Below are 13,963 nucleotides of genomic sequence, written 5' to 3' on the forward strand. Positions count from 1 at the left end.
TCAAGTGAATCTCTGCACCATCTTTAGAATTGAAGATTACTAAATGGAATGTTCAACTATTTTCTAATTTAGTTGTCATCAAAAAAGCACTTATATTCCAACGCTTCAGCGTTAAATACAAGTGCTTTTCATTATTTTTATATTTGTGAGTTACTTATTTATATTTACTTGTGAATACTCTTTAACTGCACTCTCCAATGTCTTTAGTACTTCTTCCAAAACTGATTTATTTGAAAAAGAGTCCATATACGCAATTCCATAAGGAGAAATATCGTGATAATCAATCGGAACATAAGTAATACCCTCAGATTGTGAATCAGCAATGAAGTTCGGCAAAATGCCGTAACCCCAGCCTCCACGCACATAGATATCCATCGCGAGAAAGTCTTGGACAAATTTAATATGCTCCATTCCCAAACTATTAATTAGGGTAGTTTGAAAGTTCATTTGAACATTCAATGAGCTGTTAGGATCTAGCAGAAAAATATTTTTGTCCTTTAAATCAGCTATTGTAACTAGCTTTTTTTGAGCAAGTTCAGAATCTTGTGGGCATGCAATAACCACTTTTCCCATAATCAGTGGCTCAAACAAAACGTCATCAACAATATCAACGTCGTCACGTGCAATCGCACAAATATCAACGTGATGGTTTAATAATTCGCCAATCGAATTATTAAGGACAAAGACAAATTGGACATTAATATTGCTACCAGATTCACGAAGCTTGCGCAAAAAGATTGGTAAAATTTTTTGCTCTAAAGGTGTATCGCAAACTCCGATTCGCAGCAACGTTTCTGGATCATTTTTCTTACTTTGCAAATACGCTACCGTATAATCCATATCATCAACAACATTGCGTGCAACACGGTAAAAATACTTACCAGCGTTGGTCAATGAAATACGATGATGTGCACGATTAATTAACGTCACACCAATTGTATCCTCAAGATCCTTGATATTTTTTGAGACCGCAGATTGAGAAAAATTGAGTCGCTCTGCAGCAATTGTAAAGCTTGAATTATCCACTGCTTTAATAAAACAGCGCAATTGAGTAAAGTTCATTTTCCTGTCCATTCAATTAATATAAGTTATTGGAGTGGTATTAAAGTAATTGTACAGAAAAAGGCCATCCTAACAAATGGCCTTTTCATTTTTGAATTATTTATCGATTTTACTTAATGCGTCATTAACCGCATCTTTTAGTCCGCGGCTTGTGCTTGAAGCACCAGAAACTGCATCAACATCAACTTTATTTTGCTTAACCATTTCTTCAGGTAATGTCTTGACTGCCTTTAAGCCGTAGTCTTCGGATTCTGCTTGTTTCAGGACCTCAATCTTCTTCAAGTTCTTGTCCTTGTCTGCAGTAACACGAACGACGATTTCGCCGCCCATACCGCCATTGGTTCTACCAATGTATTGATCTTTGCCAGTTTCAAAAGTTTCATGGTTAAGGTCAGAAGTTAAGTGAACATCATGACTAGAAGCACCAGTTGCTGCATCAACAGTAACATCGTCTTTAGCCTTAGCAGCATTTTCACCGGCAATCTTACCCCAAATCAAGCATTCAGCAATGTTGTTACCACCTTGATATTGATTTGCACAAATACCACCAAATTCACCAGCTGAATATAGATGTGGAATTGGTTGACCCTTAGTATCCAAAATTTCAGCTTGAGCATTTCTTCTTGCACCACCTTGGGTGTTAAGCATTGTCTGCTCCATTTGAATAGCATAAATTGGGCCATCAGCAAACACACGCATGGTCTTTGGATCACGACGGAACTCAGGATCATCACCAGTTTGAGCAGCTTTGTTGAAGCGTTCCAATGAATCTTTTAAAATAGCAGGATCTACCTTAATCTTATCTGCTAGTTCTTCTACAGAGTCGGCCTTAACTACATTTTCCTTGTATACTGGATAACTACCAATAATTGGGTCTGCATCCAATTCTGCCTTTTTAGCCTCATCAAAAATTAAGTAAGGGTGTTCCTGATTAATTGGCACTTTCCATTGACCGTGATTCTTAATGTGACCATGACGGTTTTCTTCAGCTTCATCGAAGTATCTTGTACCATCATCACCAATAACAAATGAACTACCATGAGCAACAGCAATATTTTGTGCACCAAGCATCAAACGACCACGTTCACCCTTTGGTACTGCAAAAGCCATTCCGTGAAGTAAGCCAAGTGATTCAAAGTTGTGCATGTGCCAGAAGTCTGCACCAACTTGTTCAGCCATCTTAATACCGTCACCTTTGTTATAAAGAGTACCTAAAGGTGCTAATCTCTTAGCGCCAAGATAATCTTCAACCATGGTTTGGTTATTTTCAAAACCACCGGTTGTCATTACCACACCATTTTTAGCTTGAACCTTAAGCAGTTTACCTTCGCGTTCAATCAAAACTCCCTCAATCCTACGAGTCTCAGGGTCTTGAATCAGTTCCTTGGCAGGTGTGCTGTACATAACATCAATGTTATCCTTACGTTCAACTACTTTTGCTCTTAGGATTTTCCATAAAGCTGCGTCAAACCAAGATTCGCGAACAGTTGTGAAATCATAGGATTCTGATCCTTCAAATTCAGGAAATTCTTCGTAAGCATGATGCAAACGTTCAGGTGCGTATTGCTTTGCGCTACATGGTTTTACACCTAAATATTTTGTGACATAGTTTGGTGTGTTAACCATCCCTTTAACGTAAGTATCAATCATCTCTTCATCAAGTGACATTGGTGCAGTCAAGTTCTTGTAGTACTTCTTTAACTCATCAAAATCATTACCAGTTCCGATTAATTGGGCTGAATAACGTGTGTTGCCTCCTTCATGACCTTCTGGTGCTGCATCAACAAGCAGTACTTTTGAGCCACTATCAGCTGCAAAGCGAGCAGCAGTTGCACCAGCACCACCAAAGCCTAATACAACAACATCGTAATTAGCATCCCATTTAGTATCTTTTTGATAAATCATGATTCTGTCCTTCTTCTTTTTTGTAATCACTTTCATTAATAAGTTAATTTTATCACTAATATTACTTTTGGAATGATTTATTTTAAAAAATTGTCCTACTTATTTAAACAAAAAACCACTTTTGTCATTTGTTCCATAAATCACATAAGCGCTTACATCAAAGATTTTGTCATAAATTGTATTTATATTTTTCAATTTATAACTATGCAAAAAAGAAGGAAGTTATCTTCCTTCTTTTTACCAAGATATTTTTATATTCATCTAAGCGAAACTCAATGTTAGTTATTGAGATATTTCTTTAATTCCTCACCCTTAAGTCCAGCGCTAAGACCAACTAGCAGTTTGATTCTAGCTTTTGGTCCGGTTAATCCACGACAGAAAATGATACCCATTTTAGCAAGGTTAACGCCGCCGCCCTCGTAGTCGTAAACTGGTTCAGCAATTCCGTTGAAACAACGTGATACCAGGACTAGTGGGATATTGTGGTCAAGTAAAGACTGCAACTCAGGTAAAGTCTCTGGTGGCATATTTCCGGCACCCAAAGCTTCAATCACAATACCATTAGTTTCAGGTTTGTTTAATGCGTGGAGTAGCTCGGTACCCATTCCAGCATATGCTTTAACCAAATAAACATTTGAGACAACATGATCAATTGGTTCATGCGCTTGTGGTTTAATCGTTTGAACATAATTAACATGCCCTTCGGAAACAATTCCAATTGGACCAAAAGTTGGTGTCCGGAAAGTCGCAACATTGGTGGTGTGGGTTTTGGTCACATAGCGGGCCGAATGAATCTCATCGTTCATTACCACTACTACACCTTTACCCACAGATTCAGGTGAACTGGCAACTGTAATCGCAGTTCTAAAGTTATATAAACCGTCGCTACCCACTTCATTAGACGAGCGCATTGCACCAGTTACCACAACTGGCATTTTACTTGAAATAGTTAAATCTAAAAAGATTGCTGTTTCTTCAAGCGTATCGGTACCATGAGTAACAACTGCGCCAAAAAAGCCTTCAGCTTCAGCACGACGAATTCGTAAAGAAAGTTCAAGCATTCTTTGAGGTGTCATATGCGGTGACGGTACATTAAAAATTTCTTCCGTTACTAATTCAACTTCGCCTTTATTCTCTAGCTGAATGGCAGTAAGTGGATTTTGGTCATTCGGTTTAATATTACCATCTGCATCTTCAGACATTGAAATAGTCCCACCAGTATGCAAAATCAGAATTTTCTTTGTCATATTCGTCTCTCCTAGCTATAAGCGGTTAAGCCAATTCTAACATTTATACAGCTCGGATTGAAATGATTAAAACGGAATTTTTGCGCCTTATTTTAGAGACTTTTTTATAATTATTCGCTGTAAACTTCTTTAGCTAAATCAAAGGCAGTCCATGCATTGGGCCAGCCACAATAAAAGGCTAAATGAGTAATTAGTTCTACCATTTCTTCTTTGGTGACACCATTAGTTTTTGCAATACCCATATGCGATTTTAATTGTGGATATGCTCCTTTTGACATCAAAGCAGCACAAGTAATCAAGCTACGATCACGTGCTGGCAACTGCTTTTCACGAGACCAAACTTCACCAAATAAAACATCATCATTTAATTCTGCAAATTTAGGAGCAAATTCACCTAAATTATCACGTCCTGCTGTTTGTTTTTTCATAATTAATTCTCCAATCCTTGATAATATTCATCTGTTACAGGTTCTAGCCACTCTGGCGTTCCTGCTGTAATTGCAAGATGCGCAAACCAACTATCTTTAGTAGCACCGTGCCAATGCTTGACACCATCATGAACTACCACTACATCCCCAGGATGTAATTTCTGTGCTGGCTTATTCTCTTCTTGATACCAGCCCTCACCCGCAGTTGCAATTAAAATCTGGAAACCATTGTTGTGCTTATGCCAATTGTTACGGCATCCTGGCTCAAAACTAACATTTGAAACACCAACATTTAATGCAGGATCTGCAACTAAATTCTCTAAGTAACTTTGACCAATGAAATATTTTTGATATGTTTCATTCTTTTCGCCTAAAGGAAACAAACCTTTTTTGACGCTTTCTTCATTATTTGTCATTCTTGGTCTCTCCAATCTGTTTTAGATAAGCTGCAAAAGTTTCGTCGTCAGCAATGCTGTGATCCTGCTTTGCCTGGTACCAGTCGATTTTTTGTCCAAGCACTTTCATATTGCTATTCAATTCCAGCAACTTTTCTTCAGCAGTAGTTTGAACTTCTTTTAACAAAGCTAGTCGCTGTGGAATAGTTGCATCCCCTTGGGCACGCAGCTGGATGTACTCTTTTAATTGCGGAATTGTCATTCCAGTACCTTTTAGATGCAAAACAAACTCAAGCCAGCTGAGATCATCATCTGTATAGTAACGTTGCCCTGTTTTATCTCTTTTAGGAACAAGTAATTCTTCTTGCTCGTAGTAGCGTAAAGTCGATGGTGTCAAATGCGTCAATTCACTGAATTGACCAATACGATAATGTTCTTTTGCAGTCATCATTACTCCTAGTTAACCTATTATTTTTAACAACTTTACGATATTCCTTCAAGTGCACTTTAAGTCAAGCGCTTTTTAATTTTTACGTTTTATTTTTTATTTTAAAACTTTTATCTTTTACGTTTTATTTTTAAATTTTTATTTTTTGACTTTTAATGGGTATTTTTGCTTGCCAAAATTTCGACCGACTTGTAAAATGACCGTTGGTCATTATTAAAAAGGAGACACTTATGCACGTCTTAACTCCTGAAGAAAAACAAGCCAAAAAACAGCTGATTGCAACAGCTGCAAGCAAACTTTTTCAAGAACACGATTTTAACGAAATCTCAATGGCACAAATTGCCAATGAATCTGGTGTAGCCAAAGGTACACTATTTAACTACTTTAAAACCAAAGAAAATATTTTTATGTACCTTCTTTTATCCGGCTACCAAGACTACTTAAAAGAGGTCTTATTCGATTGGCAAACTGGTTCCCAAATTACTACCTGGGGCCAATTAACTGCTTTTTTATTAAAGGAAAATCACTATTTAATTCACGAAAAGGCTGATTTATTGCGGCTTAATGCACTGCGCGCACCTATCTTGGAAGCAGCTGCTGATCGTGAACAGACGCTTGCCGGAAGAGCTGCTCTCTATCAAATCAGTCAAGAACTTGGTCAGGCCATTGCAAATAGTATTACAGAATTATCGGCTAAAAAGGCTAGCCATATTTTTGTAATTCAGAGTGCGATTATTAGCGGCTTAATGAATATGATGAATCTTGATGAATTTCATCATGACCAACTGCCAGTCGATTTTAAAGAATTTCAAATTGATTTAGAAACAGAAGCAAACCAACTGCTCGAGTTTTATCTACAAGGATTGCAAAAAGAATTGGAGAGATAATTGAAAATGAAAACTGCAAATATCCGTAACTTTGCCATTATTGCTCACATTGATCACGGTAAATCTACTCTTGCCGATCGAATAATGGAGCAAACTGAAACAGTGAGCGAGCGCGAACTTAGTGCCCAGTTATTAGACAGCATGGAAGTTGAACAAGCGCATGGTGTAACTGTCAAATCGCGTTCCGTGCGTAACTTTTATCATGGTGATGATGGTCAGGAATATGAATACAATTTGATTGATACACCTGGACACGTTGATTTTTCTTACGAAGTTTCAAAAAGTCTTGCCGCTAGTGACGGTGCGATTTTGCTTGTAGACGCCACTCAAGGTGTTCAAGCACAAACAATCGCCAACCTGCGACTTGCAGTGAAGCATCAATTAACCATTATTCCGGTTATCAACAAAATTGATAGTTTATCCGCAGACGTTGCATCAACTGAAAAGCAAATTCGCGCACTACGCCCCGAATTTGCGGATTGCGATATTTTGAAAATTTCCGCTAAAACAGGTAAAAATGTGCATGACGTTCTGGAAGCAATTTATCAAAAGATTCCTGCTCCAACTGGTGATCCCAAGGCTCCGCTCAAGGCACTTGTTTTTGACTCCCAATACGACCCTTATCAAGGAATCGTCGCTGAAGTAAGAATGATTGATGGTCAACTAACCACCCAACAGAAATTGAAATTGATGAGTCAAGGTGAAACCTTTAATGCTCAAGCCGTTGGGATTTTTACACCTAATATGAAGCCCGTTGAAAAACTCGAAACTGGCGAAGTTGGGTACCTAGTTACCGGTCTAAAGGACGTGGCTGCTGTTCAAGTAGGTGAAACCCTAACTGATGCAGCTATTCCAACAGCACAAGCTTTTCCTAACTTTAAGCCAGCACAGTCAATGGTTTACGCCGGACTTTACCCTAAAGGTGATACCAGCTATGAGGCACTGAAGCAGGCCATCAGCAAGCTCGCACTTAATGATTCAGCTTTTCACTACACACCTGAGCAATCAGAGGCACTTGATGCCGGTTTCCGGTGCGGTTTTCTCGGAATTTTCCACTTACAAATTATTCAGGAACGTCTGCGTGACGAGTACCACGTTGAGGTGCTAACAACTGCACCAAACGCTACTTACCACGTCTATTTGAAGTCACCTGATCCAAAGCAAGAATACCTGACCATCACTAATCCAGCTAAATTCCCTGACTTCTCAGAAATTGACTACGTGACTGAGTCTTATGTTAAAGCAGTCATCACCACGCCAGAAAGTTATCTTGGTGCCGTAATGAAGCTTTGCGACCAACATTTTGGTGAAATGGTTGACCTCGATAACCAACAGGATTTAGTCACATTAACCTATAAGCTACCTGTTTCGGAAATTGCCTATAACTTTTTCAACAGCTTAAAGTCAATTACCCACGGTTACGCAACACTAGATACAGAATTTCTTGATTACGAACTTGTTGATGTGGTCAAAATTCAAATTCAGATTAACTACGCAGCCGTTGATGCACTTGACATCATTGTGCCACGCCAAAATGCAGATAGAATTGCCCATAAACTGGTTGAAAAACTAAAATACACTGTGCCACGTCGTCTCTATCCAATGCCGGTTCAAGCAATGGTTGAAAACAAATCAATTGCCCGTGTGGACGTTCCTCCACTACGTAAAAATGCAGCTGTTAACGGTGAAAAGCGGAGCATTTCTAAAAAGCAACAACTATTGCGTCGGCAAAGTTTAAACAAGCGTCAAGCGGTCAAAAGCGATATTAAATTACCTCAAAGTGTTTTCGATGCTGTCTTAAACCTTAATGAAGATGACTAAAAACTAACGAATAACCAGTAAAAAGTAAAAGAGCCCCTAATATTTAGACCTATAGCCTGTCTATTAGGAGCTCTTTTTATGATTAAATTATTTAAGCAAAAAACCACTTCGAAAATAATTTCGAAATGGCTTTTTAGTTCAAAGTTAAATTAGTCGTCTAACTTTTCTTTGTTAGTAACGTTTAATTTTTCATCGAATGTGTAAACTACTGGTTCACCAGTCTTCATTTCTAAGTTCATGATGTCTTCATCAGAAATGTTTTCAATGTACTTAGTTAAAGCACGAAGTGAGTTTCCGTGAGCAGCGATGATAACGTTCTTACCAGCCAATAGGTCTGGTGCAATGTGATCTTCCCAGAATGGCATTACTCGTTCAAGACAAACCTTTAAGTTTTCAGTCCGGGGAATGATGTGTGGGTCAAGATCTGCATAACGACGGTCATGTACTTGACTAAACTCTGAATCATCTTCAAGCTTTGGTGGCAAAACATCGTATGAACGACGCCAAATATGAACTTGTTCGTCACCATATTTTTCAGCAGTTGCTTCTTTGTTTAAGCCTTGTAAACCACCATAGTGACGTTCGTTAAGTCTCCATGATTTAGTTTCAGGAACCCAAAGTTGACCACTTTCTTCTAAAGCGAAGTGCAAAGTCTTGATTGCACGAGTCAAAACTGAGGTATAAGCTTGGTCAAATTTGAGGCCGTGCTCCTTAATTAACTTACCCGCATTCTTTGCTTCTTCTACACCTTTTTCTGACAAGTTAACATCAACCCAACCAGTGAACTTGTTTTCAAGGTTCCATTCACTTTGGCCGTGACGAATTAAAACTAATTTCGACATGAAAAAATATCTCCTTTGCAAATTAAAAGCTTCACTTACTATTTTACACATTTAAATTTTGTTTTCATAGGGTTTAGGGCTAAAAATCGTTTTTTAAATTTTTGATTTACGATACAATAGAGATATTAATGAATATAAGGAAAGAGAATATCTAACCAAGATGAAATTCAAAAAAGTATTGTTAAGTATAGGCGTTGTCGTTGCACTAATTTCTAGCGGTTGCTCTAAACAAAAAAAGCAAGCTGATCCAATTTTAACTAAAACGCAAGTCATTCAAAAATCACAGAAGTCCTTCAAGAGTGGTGAAGCAAAGCAAATTGTCAATTTGAAAACTGACACTTCTAGTCAAGTCGTTGCTTCTAACTATTCATTCGGTGGTGACCCAACCGTCTTTCACGTTAACTACCAAACCGAAGCTAAGGGTAAAACTCATAACATGGATGAATGGATTAGCAACACCGGTAATCTTTACATCAATGGTCAGAGCACATGGTATAAAACTGAAATTGAAAAAATGTCCGGTCACTCATATGCCGACGTTTTAGATGCAGTTTTAAACAACGAAATGTTAATGAATCCACCTAAGGGTTTAACTGATGCTTATAAAATGAAGCGTTCCGGTAAAACCTACACGTTAACAGCAAAAATCACTGATAAAAAAATTATGAAAGCTGCAGTTGCACCAATCTTTACAACTAATACCCAAAGTCCGCAGCAGCAAAAAATCTATCAAAAGTTAGCTAAGGTAGGCAAATTTGAAGATATGACCGTGAAACTGGTAGTAAAAGGCACTAAGTTATCCACTTTCAGTTATACCGTTAACCTCAAAATTGGGAAGATGATGAAAATGAGTGCAGGACAAAGTTATAGTAACTTGGGTCGCCACGACTTCCTGAAGGTTCCTAACAATGCGCTAGATGGTAAGCCACTACCAAAAGAAAATAAGAAAAAGTAATTTAAATTTATAAAAAAGAGCACTATTTCTTGAAGAAATAGTGTTTCTTTCTCGAAAAGAATAGACTAGACCAATTAATTACTGTAAAATCAGAATTAAATTAAGATTAAACAAGGAGAAAAATTATGAAAACTAAAAAGGTTATTTCTAGTATATTATTAACCTTCACCTTCCTAGCAGGTGGGTTAAGTCAAACACACATCGTTTCGGCTGCTCTTGATAAAGAACAAGCAGTATCAATTGTTAAAAAAGGTACTCCAGAAACCCAAAGTACAGGCTTAGATGCTACTTTTGATGTAAAAGTTAACAAGGAAAAGCCAATTATATTCAAGATAAATAGTGAATTAAAAATTAATCCTGCCCTAGCTCATGTAACACTACAGACTAGCTACGGCAAAAAGACGAATAAAACTGAGGAAATGTGGACTTCAGAAGAAACTAATCGTCTTTATAGCAAAAATAAGGGTAAATGGGAATACACGTCCTTACCAAAGCCTTCAAAAAAGAAGCCTAAAGGTGCAGAGGCTCAATTATTTAATCTCTTGAGCGACCCTAAGACATATACCAAAACCGGTGATTTGTTTATTAAAGCTCTAGATGACAATAGTGAATTGTCTGGACCGGATCAAGATGGCGTGTACACCCTAACTGTTAATGTAAGTGCACCTAAAATGAAAAAGCTATTCCTAGAGTTTTACAAAAAAGCTAAATTTAGTAAGAAAGAAATTAAGGAGTTCAAGAAAAGTGTCAAGTTTACCAACATCGAATTTGCCTACACAATTAAAGATGAAAAACTTGTTGGCTATACTGGCAATGTTACCTTAAAATTGGCAAAATTAATGAAATTTAGTGAGACCATATCCACAAATCACTTTGATGGGTATAATGATCTTAAACTACCCGATGAGGTTATAAATGCCAAAAAGGCAAAATCAAAGTAGATTTAATGGAGGATATCGATGAAGCTAGGAATTATTGGTAGTGGAAAAATTGTTCATGATTTTTTGACAACTGCGGATAAAATAGCCGACTTAGAACTAGCAGCTATTTCAACCACTCCACGCAGCAAGCAAATTGCACAGGATTTAGCTGAGCAATATCAGATTGCTGAAGTTTTTTCCGATAATGACGAGCTCTATCGTGATCCCAATGTCGATACTGTCTATGTTGCTGTCCCTAATTCTTTACATTACGATGTAGTTAAACAGTCTATCTTGAATGGCAAAAACGTGATTTGTGAAAAACCATACGTTGCAACGGTTGCTGAAGCAAGGGAATTGAAAAAATTAGCTGATGAGCATCACGTCATTATCGTTGAAGCAATCACTAATATTCATTTAGAAAATTACTTAGCAATTAAACGTGCTCTTTCTAAAATTGCGCCTATCCATATTGCTAGCCTTAATTACACGCAGTATTCTAGTCGCTACGATGATTTCCTGGAAGGAAAAATCGCACCAGTTTTTGATCCTGCAAAAGACGGTGGCACGTTAATGGATTTAAATATCTATAATATTCATTTAGCCGTTGGACTTTTTGGCAAGCCAGAAGCCGTGCAATACTATCCTGTGATGCAAAAAGGAATCGATACTTCAGGTATTCTAAATCTGACATATCCTGAAATGCAGGCTAGTCTAATTGCCTCAAAAGATTGCTACACTACTCCACGTTCCTTTATTGAGGGAGAAAAAGGTTCAATTTTCTTTGACGGCTCAACTGGCGTGATTGATCGCTTCAGCATTGAGTTGAGAAATGGTGATACTGATAGCTTTGAATTTAATCATTACAAGCACCGGATGGCTAGTGAGTTCAATGACTTTGTTAAGATCATTGACAACCACGACACTAAAACCGCTGATGAATTATATGATCATAGCATCACGGTCATGGATGTGTTGGCACAAGCGAAAAAGTCGGTAGCAAATTAATCACATTAAAATAAAAGTCCTATTTAGAGTTATTACTAAATAGGACTTTTATTATTTTTTACCAACAATTCGACGTACTCGGTCTGCAGCTTCATATTTAGCAGAAAAGATTAATTCATCGCCAGCCTCAATTACAGTATGGCCGTGTGGAACCAGCCACTTTTGCCCACGACGAATACGGCTAACAGTAATATCTTTGGCTAAGTCCCAGTCCATTAATTCACGTCCTGAATACTTCATATTGCGAACAACAACTGAATAGACAGCATTCTTGGTATCTGTTAGTACACTGTATACCCCTGGTGATTCAATCAGTGCGCGTAATAACGATGAAGTCACGTTACTTAAATCATAAACTTCCATTCCGTTCTGCCGTAGTTCATTTACTTTAGCAATATCCGCACGCTTTTGACAAATAATGATTCTCTTAAACTTGCCTTTAGCTTTTGCCTGCTCACCTAAACGTAAATTGGTTTCATCTGAGCGTAAAGCAGCGACAAAAATATTGCCACTGAATGCACCGGCTTGATTAAGATCGGTTTCTTCCAGATGTGGTAACAAAGTTAAGTTGGGCACCCGACTCTTATAGATATCGTAGTGTTCACTGCTTGTCGTATACATTTTTACGGAGTACCAATTGTCGTGCAAGTCATGCATAATTGGCACAGTTAGCGCATTAGTCCCCATAATGACAACTTCTTCTTTTATGCGGTCTTCAGGTTGCAGTTTAAAAAGAGCATTGAATAAAATCGGACAAAGAATGCAGACAATAACAGCTGCTAAGATAAAGACATCGGACTGAAGTCGAGAAATAACATTTAGCTTACGTGCAACTTCCAGCGCTGGCAGAACTATTGTAATTGTGGTTGCTGTCAAAAAGCCACCAGCAAGACCATTACGCGAACCAAACTTTTTCATAAAAATCAGGGCTACCGGTAGTTTAGCCAAGAGCAAAAATACAACGAGAATTGGTAGTAAAATCAATGAATTAGGATGAGCAAACAATGATCTTAAATTAAGCTTCACTCCCGTCATGATAAAGAAAATCGGGATGAAAAAGCCATAACCAATCGACGTCAATTTGTCTGCCGTTTCATGACTAGGTTCAAGCAGCTTCATCACAATTCCTGCCAAAAAGGCTCCCAGAATATTTTCCACGCCAACTTTTTCAGCAACTGTGACTAAAGCAAAAATCAAGAAAAAGGCAAGACGCACATCTAATTGCGTTGTCGACTTAGTTACCTTGGCAAACCATAAATATGGTTGCTTAAAACGCCACAATAATAAAATCGCTGCGCCAAACAATAGAATAATCAGCCATAATTGCCTAGTGTTACCACCATTGATTGCAGCGTAAACTGTTAAAAGAATCAGTGGGATAACTTCACCCAAAACAGCTGTTAACAAAATAGTCTGTCCAACCGGTCGCCCCAAAATATCCTTTTCTTTCAGTGTCGCAATTACGACTCCCAAGGCTACGGTCATAAAGATAATAGTTGCAAGCATTACGTCACTGAATAATCCTAACATCTTTAAGACAAGCGCCAGGCACACCGACAAAACAGTAACGCCAATAAAGGCACTAATCGCTGTTTTCAAAGGATCAACTTGCTGATCTGACTTTTTCTTGCCAGGCTTCAATAATTCAAAATCAATTTCCATCCCTGACAGAAATAGTAATAAGATTACACCCAAACTGGATAAAAAGTTTAAGTCATGCGTTGGCTGAACAAAGTTAAAGCCACTAGCACCCAAAATGATGCCAATAATGATTTCTGCCACCGCAGTTGGAATTGCCGTTACTTTAAGTCGCGCCATCATAATCGGTACGATTAAGGCAAACAAAACAACCAAAAATAAAGATAGCTGTGCCATGAAAAGCCTCCTTAAATACTGTGAAAATTATACACGAAAATAGTATCAAGCAAAACGAACAACAACGCAGTTTTAGCAATAGTTTGCAATCTATTTAATTACTTAAAAAAATTGAAGACAAAGCTTAATCAACCAGCACATTGTGCTAAAGTAATCGTAACAATAAGCTT

General features: G+C 37.8%; 13 protein-coding genes. 5 read left to right on the top strand and 8 right to left on the bottom strand.

Annotated features, from left to right (window positions below):
* Positions 1-150: 150 nt before the first annotated feature.
* The 6 genes from DKL56_RS07005 to DKL56_RS07030 form a co-directional block, all read right to left on the bottom strand.
* Positions 151-1,062, bottom strand: a complete 912-nt coding sequence (locus DKL56_RS07005) for a LysR family transcriptional regulator (protein ID WP_162542517.1) — start codon at positions 1,060-1,062, stop codon at positions 151-153.
* 96 nt (positions 1,063-1,158) lie between these two features.
* The gene (locus DKL56_RS07010) at positions 1,159-2,967 is read right to left on the bottom strand and encodes an FAD-binding protein (protein WP_109715885.1); all 1,809 of its coding nucleotides are present in this window, start codon (positions 2,965-2,967) and stop codon (positions 1,159-1,161) included.
* A 278-nt stretch (positions 2,968-3,245) separates the two neighbouring features.
* The gene (locus DKL56_RS07015; protein ID WP_109715886.1) at positions 3,246-4,214 is read right to left on the bottom strand and encodes an asparaginase; all 969 of its coding nucleotides are present in this window, start codon (positions 4,212-4,214) and stop codon (positions 3,246-3,248) included.
* A 110-nt stretch (positions 4,215-4,324) separates the two neighbouring features.
* On the bottom strand, positions 4,325-4,645 hold the full coding sequence (locus DKL56_RS07020; RefSeq protein ID WP_109715887.1) for a carboxymuconolactone decarboxylase family protein: 321 nt from the start codon (positions 4,643-4,645) through the stop codon (positions 4,325-4,327).
* Entirely contained in the window at positions 4,645-5,058 is a 414-nt protein-coding gene (locus DKL56_RS07025; RefSeq protein ID WP_109715888.1) for a cupin domain-containing protein, read from the bottom strand. Before DKL56_RS07025 ends, DKL56_RS07020 begins: the two co-directional genes overlap by 1 nt.
* The gene (locus tag DKL56_RS07030; RefSeq protein ID WP_074425896.1) at positions 5,048-5,488 is read right to left on the bottom strand and encodes a MerR family transcriptional regulator; all 441 of its coding nucleotides are present in this window, start codon (positions 5,486-5,488) and stop codon (positions 5,048-5,050) included. Before DKL56_RS07030 ends, DKL56_RS07025 begins: the two co-directional genes overlap by 11 nt.
* Before the next feature lie 227 nt (positions 5,489-5,715).
* Here DKL56_RS07030 and DKL56_RS07035 point away from each other — a divergent pair, with 227 nt between their 5' ends.
* Together DKL56_RS07035 and lepA are read left to right on the top strand one after the other, a co-directional pair.
* On the top strand, positions 5,716-6,372 hold the full coding sequence (locus tag DKL56_RS07035; protein WP_074425897.1) for a TetR/AcrR family transcriptional regulator: 657 nt from the start codon (positions 5,716-5,718) through the stop codon (positions 6,370-6,372).
* Positions 6,373-6,378: 6 nt separating this feature from the next.
* Positions 6,379-8,193: a translation elongation factor 4 gene (gene lepA / locus DKL56_RS07040; RefSeq protein WP_109716051.1), complete on the top strand. Its 1,815-nt coding sequence runs from the start codon at positions 6,379-6,381 to the stop codon at positions 8,191-8,193.
* A gap of 149 nt (positions 8,194-8,342) precedes the next feature.
* On the opposite strand, the gene DKL56_RS07045 is transcribed toward lepA, so the two are convergent.
* Positions 8,343-9,035, bottom strand: a complete 693-nt coding sequence (locus DKL56_RS07045; protein ID WP_074425900.1) for a 2,3-diphosphoglycerate-dependent phosphoglycerate mutase — start codon at positions 9,033-9,035, stop codon at positions 8,343-8,345.
* A gap of 160 nt (positions 9,036-9,195) precedes the next feature.
* Here DKL56_RS07045 and DKL56_RS07050 point away from each other — a divergent pair, with 160 nt between their 5' ends.
* The 3 genes from DKL56_RS07050 (at position 9,196) to DKL56_RS07060 (ending at position 11,918) form a co-directional block, all read left to right on the top strand.
* On the top strand, positions 9,196-9,990 hold the full coding sequence (locus DKL56_RS07050) for a DUF6612 family protein (protein ID WP_109715889.1): 795 nt from the start codon (positions 9,196-9,198) through the stop codon (positions 9,988-9,990).
* Between the two features lie 125 nt (positions 9,991-10,115).
* Complete coding sequence (locus DKL56_RS07055) at positions 10,116-10,931, top strand: hypothetical protein (protein ID WP_109715890.1); 816 nt, start codon at positions 10,116-10,118, stop codon at positions 10,929-10,931.
* Between the two features lie 18 nt (positions 10,932-10,949).
* Positions 10,950-11,918, top strand: coding sequence for a Gfo/Idh/MocA family protein (locus DKL56_RS07060; RefSeq protein WP_109715891.1), 969 nt, complete (start codon positions 10,950-10,952; stop codon positions 11,916-11,918).
* A gap of 51 nt (positions 11,919-11,969) precedes the next feature.
* Here DKL56_RS07060 and DKL56_RS07065 read toward each other — a convergent pair whose 3' ends face one another.
* Positions 11,970-13,793: a cation:proton antiporter family protein gene (locus DKL56_RS07065; protein WP_109715892.1), complete on the bottom strand. Its 1,824-nt coding sequence runs from the start codon at positions 13,791-13,793 to the stop codon at positions 11,970-11,972.
* Positions 13,794-13,963: the final 170 nt, after the last annotated feature.

It is taken from the genome of Lactobacillus apis, from assembly GCF_003150935.1.
GTDB classification, from domain to species: domain Bacteria; phylum Bacillota; class Bacilli; order Lactobacillales; family Lactobacillaceae; genus Lactobacillus; species Lactobacillus apis.

Coding starts and splice junctions, on each gene's coding strand:
- DKL56_RS07030 (WP_074425896.1), bottom strand. CDS start 5,488: ATGATGACTGCAAAAGAACATTATCGTATTGGTCAATTCAGTGAATTG.
- DKL56_RS07065 (WP_109715892.1), bottom strand. CDS start 13,793: ATGGCACAGCTATCTTTATTTTTGGTTGTTTTGTTTGCCTTAATCGTA.
- DKL56_RS07010 (WP_109715885.1), bottom strand. CDS start 2,967: ATGATTTATCAAAAAGATACTAAATGGGATGCTAATTACGATGTTGTT.
- DKL56_RS07050 (WP_109715889.1), top strand. CDS start 9,196: ATGAAATTCAAAAAAGTATTGTTAAGTATAGGCGTTGTCGTTGCACTA.
- DKL56_RS07045 (WP_074425900.1), bottom strand. CDS start 9,035: ATGTCGAAATTAGTTTTAATTCGTCACGGCCAAAGTGAATGGAACCTT.
- DKL56_RS07035 (WP_074425897.1), top strand. CDS start 5,716: ATGCACGTCTTAACTCCTGAAGAAAAACAAGCCAAAAAACAGCTGATT.
- DKL56_RS07055 (WP_109715890.1), top strand. CDS start 10,116: ATGAAAACTAAAAAGGTTATTTCTAGTATATTATTAACCTTCACCTTC.
- DKL56_RS07060 (WP_109715891.1), top strand. CDS start 10,950: ATGAAGCTAGGAATTATTGGTAGTGGAAAAATTGTTCATGATTTTTTG.
- DKL56_RS07025 (WP_109715888.1), bottom strand. CDS start 5,058: ATGACAAATAATGAAGAAAGCGTCAAAAAAGGTTTGTTTCCTTTAGGC.
- DKL56_RS07005 (WP_162542517.1), bottom strand. CDS start 1,062: ATGAACTTTACTCAATTGCGCTGTTTTATTAAAGCAGTGGATAATTCA.
- lepA (WP_109716051.1), top strand. CDS start 6,379: ATGAAAACTGCAAATATCCGTAACTTTGCCATTATTGCTCACATTGAT.
- DKL56_RS07015 (WP_109715886.1), bottom strand. CDS start 4,214: ATGACAAAGAAAATTCTGATTTTGCATACTGGTGGGACTATTTCAATG.